Raw genomic sequence first — 12,532 nt, forward strand, 5'->3', positions numbered from 1 at the left:
GATCCAACAGATACGACGATTCCACAGGCAGCAAGCATCGCTATAGAGAAGACCAGTAGTTTAGACCTAGGAGTTGATGGAGTAGCCAGTGTAGGAGATATCATTACTTACACGTATACAGTAACCAACACAGGTAACACGACCTTATTTGATGTTAGTGTCACAGAAGACGCAGCGGACTTTACAGGAACGGGTACCTTACCAACACCGACCTATGTCAGTGGAGGAACAGACCAAGACGGAGAAGCCGACTTAGAAGATATGGTAGTAGGTAGTGGAACGATAGTTTATACAGCGACCTATGCGATCACTCAGGCTGATATTGATGCAGGTATCGTAACGAATCAGGCGATAGCCGATAGTGATGACCCAAGCGGTAATCCAGTAACGGACGATAGTGATGATCCAGCAGATCCAACCGGAACGGACGATCCAACAGATACGACGATTCCACAGGCAGCAAGCATCGCTATAGAGAAGACCAGTAGTTTAGACCTAGGAGTTGATGGAGTAGCCAGTGTAGGAGATATCATTACTTACACGTATACAGTAACCAACACAGGTAACACGACCTTATTTGATGTTAGTGTCACAGAAGACGCAGCGGACTTTACAGGAACGGGTACCTTACCAACACCGACCTATGTTAGTGGAGGAACAGACCAAGACGGAGAAGCCGACTTAGAAGATATGGTAGTAGGTAGTGGAACGATAGTTTATACAGCGACCTATGCGATCACTCAGGCTGATATTGATGCAGGTATCGTAACGAATCAGGCGATAGCCGATAGTGATGACCCAAGCGGTAATCCAGTAACGGACGATAGTGATGATCCAGCAGATCCAACCGGAACGGATGATCCAACAGATACTATCATTCCAGAGAACCCAAGTATTGAGACGGTTAAAACTGTAATGATCACAAATGATGTGGCACCAGTAGGAGCTTCATTAGGAGATGAGATGACCTATACAATAACTGTAACCAATACAGGTAATGTAACCTTGGATAGCGTGGGTATTGTTGATACATTCACAGATGCCAATGGGAATACATTGACCTTAGCTTCAGGACCTACATTTGTAAGTTCGGATGCGGGAAGTGCAGAAGGCACATTACAAGTTGGTGAAACAGCTACTTACGAAGCAACTTATATAGTTCAACAAGATGCAGTGGATGCAGGTGGTTTCCAGAATAGCATAGTAGCTAGTGGAGACAGTCCAGCGGGAACAACGGTAAATGACACGAGTGATGACGATGATGATACCGATGGTAACACCGAGGATGATCCAACTGTGACTATCATATTAGAGGATCCAAGTATTGAGACGGTTAAAACTGTAATGATCACAAATGATGTAGCACCAGCGGGAGCTTCATTAGGAGATGAGATGACCTATACAATAACTGTAACCAATACAGGTAATGTAACCTTGGATAGCGTAGGTATTGTTGATATATTCACAGATGCCAATGGGAATACATTGACCTTAGCTTCAGGACCTACATTTGTAAGTTCGGATGCGGGAAGTCCTGAAGGCACATTACAAGTTGGTGAAACAGCTACTTACGAAGCAACTTATATAGTTCAACAAGATGCGGTGGATGCAGGAGGTTTCCAGAATAGCGTAGTAGCTAGTGGAGACAGCCCATCGGGAACAACGGTAAATGATACGAGTGATGACGATGACGATACCGATGGTAACACTGAGGATGATCCAACGGAGACTATAATTCCTCCTAATCCAAGTATTAGTTTAATTAAAACAACTTTACCGTTAGAAGATACTAATGGAGATGGGATAGCAGGAAGTATAGATGATATTATTTCATATGTATTTATTGTTGAGAACACAGGTAATCTTACATTAACTAATATAGATGTACAAGATGCTTTACCAGGACTGACATTGATGGGTGGACCTATAGCTCAGCTTTTGCCAGGTGAGATTGATAGTACGACTTTTACAGCTACTTATCAAATAACTCAAGCTGATTTAGATACAGGGTTTGTTACGAATTCTGCTACAGTTAGTAGTGAGGCACCAGGAGGTGATCCAGGTGATCCATCAGATGATGTTACTGATACCAGTGATGATCCTAATGATAATAGTAATAATGATGACAATGGTGATGGAGAACCAGATGACCCAACGATTACATTTGTAAATTCAATTTTCGATTTAGAAGTTGATAAAGTTGTTGATGAACTACAACCTGTAGTTGGTGATGAAGTCACATTTACAATTGAAGTTGCAAATGTTGGTAATGTTACTGCTACGAATGTTGTTATTAGTGAACAAATACCAAGTGGATATGTATTTGTGTCAGCTATAACAACCGCAGGAACTTATTCTGATATAGATGGTGAATGGATTGTAGGACAACTTGATCCAGATCAAGTTGAAATACTTCAGATTACAGTAGAAGTTCTAGGTATTGGAGATTATGCAAATACTGTGTTTGTCCTCAATGCTGATGGCGGAACAGATGTTAATCCAAGCAACGATGAAGATACTGCAGCTGTCGATCCTATATGTTTAACAATTTACAACGAATTCTCACCAAATGGTGATGGTGTTAATGAAACATTTGTAATTGATTGTTTAGAGCGATTCCCTAATAACAAGTTAGAAGTTTATAACAGATGGGGTAACATAGTATATACTAAGAATGGTTACTTAAATGATTGGGATGGTACTTCTAATGGTAGAGCTGTAATTAATCAATCTGATAAATTACCAGTGGGAACATATTATTATGTACTTGACCTAGGTGATGGCTCAGAACCAAGAGTAGGATGGTTATACATCAATAGATAAGACTAATTAACACTGAATTATAAAATACATTAAAATGATACATAAATCATCAATAATAAAAGGATTAATAGTTTTAGTATTTATACTACTTAGTGCTAATAGTTCTGCACAGCAAGATCCTCAGTACACACATTATATGTACAATACGCTAAGTGTTAACCCAGCATATGCTGGTCAACGAGAAACGTTGAGCGTAGTAGGTTTACATAGGTCCCAATGGGTTGGAATTGATGGTGCGCCTCAAACACAATCTTTAGGGATTCATTCACCTTTGCGAAATGAACGCGTTGGATTGGGTCTTAATATTGTAAGTGATGCCTTAGGACCAGCAAGAGAAACCTTTGTCGATGCAAACTTTTCATATACAATACCATTAAACGCTAATGATCTTAAATTGTCATTTGGTGTTAAAGGTGGTGTACATATGTTAGATACAGATTGGAGCAAAGGACGTTTTCAAGATTCAGATGTTGTGTTCAATAATAATCTAAACTTAATTTCACCAATGGTAGGTGCAGGTTTATACATGCATACCAGAAAATGGTACCTAGGTTTAGCTGTTCCTAATTTTTTAGAGACAGAGCATTATGACGATTTTCAGGAATCTGTAGCCACAGAGCGTATGCATTTTTATGCTATAGGTGGATATGTATTTAATCTTAGTGAAACCTTAGAATTAAAACCAGCTTTTTTAGTAAAAGGTGTATCAGGTGCTCCACTTATTGCGGATGTCTCAGCGAACTTTTGGTATAAAAAGAATCTTACAGCTGGTTTAGCTTGGAGATGGGATGATTCATTTAGTGCATTAGTAGGGTTCCAGGCGACACCAGGAATGTTTATTGGTTATGGTTATGACTTAACGACAACAGGATTGAATAATTACAATAGCGGAACTCACGAAATAACTTTAAGATTCGAAATTAAGCGATTAGGTAGAATTTTATCACCACGTTTCTTCTAAAAATAGGACTATGAGAACAATTACAAGATATATATGTTTAGTGTTTGCAGGTTTATTTGCTTTAACTGCTTATGCTCAAGAAGGAAAAATTAAAAGCGTACAAGATGACTATAGAGATTTCGCTTACGTTAAAACTAGCGAAGTTCTTCTCGAGGTTGCCAATAAGGGCTATAAGTCCGTTGATCTTTTTCAGAAGTTAGCTAATTCCTATTATTTTCTAAATGATATGGAAAATGCTGCTAAGTGGTACGGTGAATTAATGGAGCTTAATGAAGTCATAGATCCTGAGTACTATTTTAGATATGCTTTAGCTCTTAAAGGTATTAAGAACTATGAAGAGTCAGACAAATGGATGAAAAAGTTTCACGAATTGAAACCAGATGATTTAAGAGGAAAGGCATTTCTTTCGAGAGTAGATTATAGATCTAATATTGAAGAAGCAAGTAGAGAAGATATTGAGCCTCAAAACCTTGAAATCAATACAGAGTTTTCAGACTTTGGTACAACAGAATATGAAAATGGAATTGTATTCGCTTCAGCTAGAGGCGGAGGGCGAAAGTATCGTTGGAACGAAGAACCATACTTAGATTTATATTCAGTAGAAAAGACCGAAAATGGTTTTGGTGAAGTAAAGGAGATTGATGGTAAGGTAAACACAAAGTTCCACGAGTCTAGTGCTGTATTTTCACCAAATGGCAAGTATATGTTCTTTACCAGAAATAATTTTTTCAAACTAAGATATAAGGAAGACGATTCTGGTATTAACAGACTGCAGTTATATAGAGCAACATTAAGTGAAGATGGAACTTGGGATGAAATTCACAAAATTCATTTTAACAGTGAAGATTATAGTGTGGCACATCCTGCTTTAAATCTTACTGGTTCTCGTTTATACTTTGCATCAGACATGCCAGGTACTTTTGGGCAATCTGATATTTTCGTTGTTGATGTCAATGACGATGGTACGCTAGGTGAACCTGAAAATTTAGGGCCATCAATTAACACTGAAGGGCAAGAATCATTTCCATTTATGGACACAAGTGGTAATTTATTCTATTCTTCAACTGGGTTTCCAGGTTTAGGTGGGTTGGATGTCTTTAAGTCAGAAGGATTAGATCAAAAAGTAGCTCAAGGTTCAAACAGAAATTTCCCGATAGAAAATATAGGAAAGCCAGTGAATAGTGCCGCAGACGATTTTGGTTATTACGAAAATTTAGTAACCAAGCGTGTTTATTTTAGTTCTAACCGAGAAGGTGGAAAAGGAAGTGATGATATCTACACCTTTCAAGTTCCAGAATGTGAACAACTTGTTGTGGGTACTGTTCAAGATAAAAAGACAGATGAGTTGATACCAAATGCGACGGTTATTTTATTTGACGGTGAAGGTAATGAGCTAGAGCGTAAGACCGTTGGTGACGATGCGGCTTTTGAGTTTGAGCTAGAGTGCGAAATGGAATACTTAATTAGAGGTGAAAAGGAAACGTATATTTCTGACGAAAAACGTTTTACCACGCCAAAGAAAAAGCAAGAATTACAGCTGCAGTTGTTATTGGATAAAGATGTACAGGAAATCAATCCATGTGATGATTTAGCCAAAATATTGGATATTCCAATCATTTATTTCGACTTCGATAAATACAACATTAGATATGATGCCGAAATCGAATTACAGAAAGTTTTGGCTGTATTGAATAAATATCCAACAATGACTATTGATATTCGTTCTCATACCGATTGTAGAGGTACTATGGCTTACAATAAAACACTTTCAGAAAATAGAGCACAATCTACGCGTCAGTATTTATTGGATAATGGTATTTCTGAAGATCGTTTAACGGCAAAAGGTTATGGTGAATCTAGATTAGTAAACGATTGTGGTTGTGAACCTACAAACGAATCTAGTTGTTCTGAAGAAGAACATCAATTAAACAGACGTAGTGAATTTATTATTACAAGTATTAATGGTAAATCTTGTGACGATAAAGACTAAACTATAAATTTGATAAAATATAGAAATAGCCGTTTAAATTTTTTAAACGGCTTTTTTTTTATGAAATCCTTTACTTTTGTTTCAGGTTTAGATAGTAACTTTGCAATATGACAGAAGAACAAGTCATCCTTGTGGATGAGAATGATAATCAAATAGGGCTCATGCCCAAAATGGAAGCGCACGAAAAAGCATTGTTGCATCGTGCATTTTCGGTGTTTGTTTTCAATGATAAAAATGAATTAATGCTGCAACAACGTGCCATGCACAAATACCATTCACCTGGACTTTGGACCAATACCTGTTGTAGTCACCAACGCGATGGTGAAAGCAACTTAGAAGCTGGTAAACGACGTTTACAAGAAGAAATGGGATTTGTTACGGACCTGGAGGAAACTACATCATTCATTTATAAAGCACCCTTTGATAATGGGTTAACAGAACACGAGTACGACCATATAATGATTGGTTATTACAACGATGCGCCAAATATAAATACAGACGAAGTCGCAGATTGGAAATGGATGCCACTGGAAGAAGTTAAAGTGGATATGGCATTAAATCCAGAAAAATACACAGCTTGGTTTAAAATTATATTTGAGAAGTTTTACGAATATATAAACGTTAATAAGACATGAAGGTAACCGTACACAGAAAAGCACATTTTAATGCAGCGCACAGGCTTTACAGAAAAGATTGGAGCGATGAAAAGAATGAAGCAGTTTTTGGTCTGTGTAACAACCCAAACTTTCATGGGCACAATTACGAATTAATTGCAAGTGTTACTGGAGATATTGACCCAGAAACAGGCTATGTTATCGATGTGAAGATTTTAAAGGACATCATAAAATCTGAAGTTGAGGATGCCTTTGACCATAAAAATCTTAATGTTGAAGTTCCAGAATTTAAAGATTTAAATCCTACCGCAGAAAATATAGCTGTAGTCATATATAATAAAATAAAGGCAAAATTAGATTCTAAATTCCATTTGGAAATCACACTTTATGAAACTCCACGTAATTTTGTAACCTATTCTGGTGAGTAATGTTATGAAAAACACTTTACATCCTTTAAAGTTTCAGCCAATTTTAAAAGAAAAAATTTGGGGAGGCGAAAAACTTATTCAGCAGTTCAATAGAAAATCCAATTCTAAACAATTGGGTGAAAGCTGGGAGGTGAGTACTGTACCTGGTGATATTTCTAAAGTTGTAAATGGTCATTTAAAAGGACAAAGTCTTCAAGAAATTCTAGAAGCTTATAAAGCCGATTTAATAGGGCATAAAAACTATAAACGCTTTGGAAATGATTTTCCTTTACTTATCAAGTTTATTGACGCAAAGCAGGATTTAAGTATTCAATTGCACCCTGATGATGACTTGGCAAAAGAACGTCATAATTCCTTCGGAAAAACAGAGATGTGGTATGTGATGCAGGCAGATAAGGATGCTAATCTTATTGTTGGATTTAATCAAGATATGGACAGAGACACTTACTTAAAGCATCTTGAAGAAAAAACACTGCCTAAGATTCTAAATTTCGATAAAGTAAAAGAAGGTGATACCTACTTTATTGAAGCCGGAAGAGTCCACGCGATTGGAGCAGGAGTGTTGTTGGCAGAAATTCAACAAACTAGTGATGTAACATATCGTGTATATGATTGGGATAGAGTAGATGATGAAGGTAATGCACGCGATTTGCATAATGATATTGCTATAGATGCTTTTAAATTCAACATGAAAGATGATTTTAGAGTTGACTATGAAAAGCAAAAGAATGCATCCAATAAAATGGTGAGTTGCCCTTTCTTTACAACCAACTTTATAGACATCGATTCTGAAATTGAAAAGACTAACACTAAAGACTCTTTCCTCATTTATATGTGTGTTGACGGTGAAGTTGAATTGTCAACAGAAACTACAAGCGATGTCATTTCAAAGGGTGAAACCATATTAGTCCCAGCTGATATAAAAGACTTTAAACTAAGAACAAAGGGCGCAAAACTTCTTGAAGTCTATGTTTAAAACTATAAGGCTTTGCCGATTATATAATCATAGGATTCATTACCTTTGCACAAGAAATTAATATAAATTATCATGGCGAATAAAAGAGATTTAAAAAAGGACATTAATTACGTTTTTGGAGATATCATTGAAGCGGTTTACTACTGGGAATTGGAGAATGCCGAGAAACCAACCAAAGAAAGTAATGCCATTATCGATGATGCTATTGCTGGATTTGATGAATTAATAGGACGTGTAAACGAGAGAGACATCGAAGATCCTAAAGCACACTTTAAATCAATAAACAATGATTTAGAAACCAAAGGTAGAGCGTTAATAGATCGTATCAATAAATTATAATAGACTCATTCAGGCTATTCAACAAAAAAACCAATCATGAAAGTGATTGGTTTTTTCGTTTTTGGTTCTGTCCTTCTGAACTTGTTTCAGAATTTCACTATTCGTCAGATGATCTGTTAGCGATAACCTCTTCCAGCTTTTTTCCATAAAAAGATTGCTTTATGTCTTCGGTTAAGCCATTATAAACCGAATCGATATAAATAGGATTGGCAGATGGAATTTCATACAATGCAAGATAAGGTGCAATCATATTATCTTTATGGTTGAGTGCAAATTGTATGGTATATGAGTATTTGCGCTTCATGAGGGTTTCTGATACTTTATTTAATGAATCCACAGCAATACTATCATTTTCTTTCTGAGCTAAAAAATTGGCTTCAATAAGACTTAGGTTTTGGTCATTGAATTTAGACATAACCTTTGTGTACTCGTTTAACAAATCTTGCTGTTTAGAGCCGTTTATTTCAGCATCATAGTTGAATTTATTTAAAGAGGTTTTAATTGTGGTAACACCTTTGTCAGCAAAAAATGGAATATAATGTTCTTCACCATCATTTTTAAACAATTTAAGATAGAGTAGGATGGGCTCATCAATATTGGTGTGTAAGGTGAATTCTGGTTGTCCAGCTATAGTCATTGAGTCTAAATCAATTATAATGGAATCTCCATCTTTTTGAAGATACACCACACCTTTTTTCAATCCTTTGATACTACCCTTTAAAGTAAAGTTTGCCTCTTTGTCCTTTCCGCAAGAAACGATCATAGAAATTAAGATTAAAAGGCTTAGAATTTTATTGAATTTCGTCATGTTTTGTTTTAATAGTTATGCTTGAAAATAGAAGCGCAAATATCTTATTTTGAAATTAAATATACTAGCCACCTGCTGCTAATTGCATTAAAATTGTACAACCTATGGCGGCAATGGTACCAACTGCATAACCAAAAACGGCAAGTAGTACACCTACGGTAGCTAGTGATGGATGAAATGCTGATGCTACAATTGGTGCAGAAGCTGCTCCACCAACATTGGCTTGGCTTCCTACGGCAAGGAAGAAATAAGGTGCTTTTATCAGCTTTGCAACTAAGATTAATAATAAGGCATGAATGGTCATCCAAACTACACCGATGGCGATAAGTCCTAAATTATCAAAAATGAGCGTTAAATCCATCTTCATACCAATGGTTGCCACGAGGATATAAATAAACACACTACCAAATTTACTGGCTCCTGCGCCTTCATAGTTTCTGGCTTTAGTGAAAGACAATAAAATAGCAATGATAGTAGCAATACTTATCATCCAAAAAAATGTCGATCCTAAAAATGTGAATATATTTTTAGTGGTTTCAGATTGAATATTAGCAACAACACCTTTAAAGAATGGAGCTAAGAAACCTGCACACAAATGCGCTATACTAACAGTGCCAAAAGCTATGGCCACTATAATCATTAAATCTGTTAGTGAAGGGTTTCGTTTTACTTTTTCTGAAAATGTAGTGACTTTTTCTTTTAAGCTTTCAATAGAAGAGGTGTCAGCTTTTAGCCAAGTATTGATTCTTTTGCGTTTGCCAATTCCTAATAAAATAATTGCCATCCATATATTGGCAACCACAATATCCACGAAAACCATTCCACCGTAAAGTTTTTGATTGTATCCATAAATTTCTAACATGGCGGTTTGATTGGCACCACCACCAATCCAACTTCCTGCTAAGGTAGAAAGTCCTCTCCAAACGGCATCTGCACCAGCACCTCCAACGGTTTCTGGTGAAACCATGGCAATTAATAAAATGGCAATAGGTCCACCGATGACAATTCCTATAGTACCAGTAAAGAACATCACAAGTGCTTTCCACCCTAAATTGAAGACTGCTTTTAAATCTATACTCAAGGTCATCAGAACAAGTGCAGCTGGTAATAAGTAGCGACTTGCGACATAATATAAATTAGATTTGTGTTCTATCTCGACTCCAGTCTCAGAAACTGTTGTCCATTCTGGTGCAATTAAGCCTGAAGTAGTTAAAAATGCCGGAAGCATATATGCCATAAACAATCCTGGTACTATTTTATAAAACTTTGCCCAAAAACCAGTTTTTATAGATTCTGTTAAAAAAACTAATCCTAATGCAAGCATCAGGAGTCCAAAAACAATAGTGTCATTTGTAAATATAGGAGAGTTGTCCATATCGAAGATTATTTAGCGGTTGCAAAATACCAAAATAAAAGCGCATTAAAAAAGTGACCATCTCTGATCACTTTTCGTCTGTAGGTTTCTCTTTCTTTTTGGGTTGCCGATTATGCTCTTTTAGGTATTGCATTAGCATCCATTCTATTTGGCCATTGGTACTACGAAACTCATCTGCAGCCCATTTTTCAACGGCTTTTAGCATATCTTCATTAATTCGTAATGCAAAGGCTTTTTTCTTAGACATTATTCTCAATTTTGTTTTTATATGTTGCTAAAACACTCTCCGTCTCAGCTTTTTTTTGTGTACCTATCAGCAGTTTTTTTCCGTTTTTTAGCTCCAGTTGAATACCAATATCTCCTGAAACGTTAATAGCTCTACCTTTAGATTTTTTCCAAAGTGGCCCGCCTTTAAATCCCCAACCTCCGTATTCGCTTAAGGCATCATACCTTCTCACGTAGGCTTCGTTAATATCATGCCATTCTAAGGTTTTGAATTTCCAATGAAACGGAAAGAATTTATAATGAATACCTTTTTCATCAATCCTGGTTGTGAGTTTAAACATAAATATTAAAGTAGAAACTAACACTAAAAAGCCGATGAGCAATACAAGCTCAATGGCAGAAAAACTACTTGGGTCTTTTATATATACGGCAATTATGAGACCAATAGGCACTAAGAGGCTTATCACCATTAAGATGATAAGCCACAATTGTTTAAATCGTTGTTCTTCTTTAAATATTCGCATTATCTGTTTTTATCACGTTCTAAGACTACGCTAGACCAACCTTGCCCTATGTGCTTAACTATCCAGCCTTCACGTGCATGCTGGTTTAATAAATCTTCAAAATTTTGAAACCTTTGTCTGAAGCCCAGTTTAGGTTGAATTACTTTATATTCTTTCATAGATTCTCTGTTTTATCATTTTTAAATACTACTAATGCCAAAACAACACCGATAACTAATCCTATCATAGAACCGTAGACAGTTCCCATTGCCACTTCATTTATTACAGCTCCAATAGTGGTGCCAATGCTTGTACCAAATGCGCTTCCTAAGGCAATACTGTAAATTTGTTTTTTATTCATTTTTAATGGCTTAAAGTTCCTGTATTAACGATTGGTGAGGCATCTTTGTCTCCACATAGAACCACCATAAGATTGCTTACCATAGCAGCTTTACGTTCCTCATCTAATTCTACCACATCATTTTTATTTAGTGCTTCGATGGCCATTTCTACCATGCTTACAGCACCTTCAACGATTTTATGTCTTGCTGCGACTATGGCTGTAGCTTGTTGACGCTTAAGCATGGCATTTGCAATTTCATTGGCATAAGCTAAATAACCTATACGAGCTTCAAGTACTTCAATACCTGCAATGGTTAAACGCTCATCAATTTCTTTTTCCAAGGCTTCGCTTACTTCATTCACGCTTGATCGTAATGTGATGTCTTCATCAACGCCTTCGTCAGCAAAATTATCATAAGGGTACATACTTGCCAATTTACGTACGGCTGCATCAGTTTGTACACGTACAAAGTTTTCATAATTATCCACGTCAAAAGCTGCTTTGTAGGTGTTTTGTACGCGCCAGACCAAAATAGTACTGATCATAACTGGGTTTCCAAGTTTGTCGTTGACTTTAAGACGCTCGCTATCAAAGTTACTAGCTCTTAATGAAATCTTCTTTTTGGTATAAAACGGATTTACCCAATAGAAGCCATTCTTCTTTACGGTGCCTACATACTTTCCGAATAAAAGTAATACTCTAGAGCCATTGGGTTGCACCATTAAAAAGCCAAAGGCCATAACTATTGATAGGAATATGGTTATTCCTGGCCAAGGTGTCTGCATGGCAATTATTGTAGCTATACTTCCAAAAAAGAGTATAATAAATAAAAATAGCATTAAGTAGCCATTTGCTGGGACGATGATTTTTTCTTCTTTCATGATCTTAGAATTTAATAGGTTTATCATTAATAATTCAATATGATATTAAAATGATATCATAAAGATATAACATGTTAGTGTAAGGAAAGATGATTTTGTTACATTTTTTATAAAAAAATTAAAAAATAAAGTTTGGCACGCGGTTTGCTGTAAACTAATTGTAATGATTACAGCGATAGTTACAATCGTAACAACACTACAAAATCGCGACATTACGTTTGGTTGGTTAGTTAGTAAAAAAGCATCTCGGTAGAGATGCTTTTTTA

At 36.3% G+C, this 12,532-nt stretch carries 14 protein-coding genes; 7 read left to right on the forward strand and 7 right to left on the reverse strand.

The genetic code is table 11. The annotated features are described in order from the left end of the window. The 7 genes from F1003_RS10010 to F1003_RS10040 all read left to right on the forward strand — a co-directional run. A partial coding sequence (locus tag F1003_RS10010) for a CLIPPER-2 domain-containing protein (RefSeq protein ID WP_155089285.1) occupies positions 1 to 2,823 on the forward strand: 2,823 nt, incomplete at its 5' end. 34 nt (positions 2,824 to 2,857) lie between these two features. Further along, positions 2,858 to 3,784, forward strand: coding sequence for a PorP/SprF family type IX secretion system membrane protein (locus F1003_RS10015; protein WP_155089286.1), 927 nt, complete (start codon positions 2,858 to 2,860; stop codon positions 3,782 to 3,784). Positions 3,785 to 3,794: 10 nt separating this feature from the next. Continuing rightward, positions 3,795 to 5,774, forward strand: a complete 1,980-nt coding sequence (locus F1003_RS10020; RefSeq protein ID WP_155089287.1) for an OmpA family protein — start codon at positions 3,795 to 3,797, stop codon at positions 5,772 to 5,774. 107 nt (positions 5,775 to 5,881) lie between these two features. After that, positions 5,882 to 6,409 carry an isopentenyl-diphosphate Delta-isomerase gene (gene idi, locus F1003_RS10025; protein WP_155089288.1) on the forward strand — a complete coding sequence of 176 codons (528 nt, stop codon included), beginning with the start codon at positions 5,882 to 5,884 and terminating at the stop codon, positions 6,407 to 6,409. Then, positions 6,406 to 6,816 carry a 6-pyruvoyl trahydropterin synthase family protein gene (locus F1003_RS10030; RefSeq protein ID WP_155089289.1) on the forward strand — a complete coding sequence of 137 codons (411 nt, stop codon included), beginning with the start codon at positions 6,406 to 6,408 and terminating at the stop codon, positions 6,814 to 6,816. The genes idi and F1003_RS10030 overlap by 4 nt, the downstream gene beginning before the upstream one ends. Positions 6,817 to 6,820: 4 nt before the next feature. Next, positions 6,821 to 7,792 (forward strand): type I phosphomannose isomerase catalytic subunit, encoded by a 972-nt coding sequence (locus F1003_RS10035; RefSeq protein ID WP_155089290.1) that lies wholly within the window; start codon positions 6,821 to 6,823, stop codon positions 7,790 to 7,792. 72 nt (positions 7,793 to 7,864) lie between these two features. Then, on the forward strand, positions 7,865 to 8,131 hold the full coding sequence (locus tag F1003_RS10040) for a hypothetical protein (RefSeq protein WP_155089291.1): 267 nt from the start codon (positions 7,865 to 7,867) through the stop codon (positions 8,129 to 8,131). Between the two features lie 97 nt (positions 8,132 to 8,228). On the opposite strand, the gene F1003_RS10045 is transcribed toward F1003_RS10040, so the two are convergent. From F1003_RS10045 to F1003_RS10070, 7 genes are all read right to left on the reverse strand, one after another. After that, the gene (locus F1003_RS10045) at positions 8,229 to 8,939 is read right to left on the reverse strand and encodes a DUF4369 domain-containing protein (protein ID WP_155089292.1); all 711 of its coding nucleotides are present in this window, start codon (positions 8,937 to 8,939) and stop codon (positions 8,229 to 8,231) included. A gap of 64 nt (positions 8,940 to 9,003) precedes the next feature. Then, positions 9,004 to 10,314 carry a DUF819 family protein gene (locus tag F1003_RS10050; protein WP_155089293.1) on the reverse strand — a complete coding sequence of 437 codons (1,311 nt, stop codon included), beginning with the start codon at positions 10,312 to 10,314 and terminating at the stop codon, positions 9,004 to 9,006. A 67-nt stretch (positions 10,315 to 10,381) separates the two neighbouring features. Next, on the reverse strand, positions 10,382 to 10,561 hold the full coding sequence (locus F1003_RS10055; protein WP_155089294.1) for a type II toxin-antitoxin system antitoxin: 180 nt from the start codon (positions 10,559 to 10,561) through the stop codon (positions 10,382 to 10,384). After that, positions 10,554 to 11,063, reverse strand: coding sequence for a hypothetical protein (locus tag F1003_RS16845; protein WP_155089295.1), 510 nt, complete (start codon positions 11,061 to 11,063; stop codon positions 10,554 to 10,556). The genes F1003_RS10055 and F1003_RS16845 overlap by 8 nt, the downstream gene beginning before the upstream one ends. Next, positions 11,063 to 11,221 (reverse strand): DUF4177 domain-containing protein, encoded by a 159-nt coding sequence (locus tag F1003_RS16850; RefSeq protein ID WP_202913893.1) that lies wholly within the window; start codon positions 11,219 to 11,221, stop codon positions 11,063 to 11,065. The genes F1003_RS16845 and F1003_RS16850 overlap by 1 nt, the downstream gene beginning before the upstream one ends. Continuing rightward, on the reverse strand, positions 11,218 to 11,403 hold the full coding sequence (locus tag F1003_RS10065; protein WP_155089296.1) for a hypothetical protein: 186 nt from the start codon (positions 11,401 to 11,403) through the stop codon (positions 11,218 to 11,220). Before F1003_RS10065 ends, F1003_RS16850 begins: the two co-directional genes overlap by 4 nt. 2 nt (positions 11,404 to 11,405) lie before the next feature. Further along, the gene (locus tag F1003_RS10070; RefSeq protein ID WP_155089297.1) at positions 11,406 to 12,266 is read right to left on the reverse strand and encodes an SPFH domain-containing protein; all 861 of its coding nucleotides are present in this window, start codon (positions 12,264 to 12,266) and stop codon (positions 11,406 to 11,408) included. Positions 12,267 to 12,532: the final 266 nt, after the last annotated feature.

Source organism: Winogradskyella ouciana (genome assembly GCF_009709615.1).
Classification (GTDB): Bacteria; Bacteroidota; Bacteroidia; order Flavobacteriales; family Flavobacteriaceae; genus Winogradskyella; species Winogradskyella ouciana.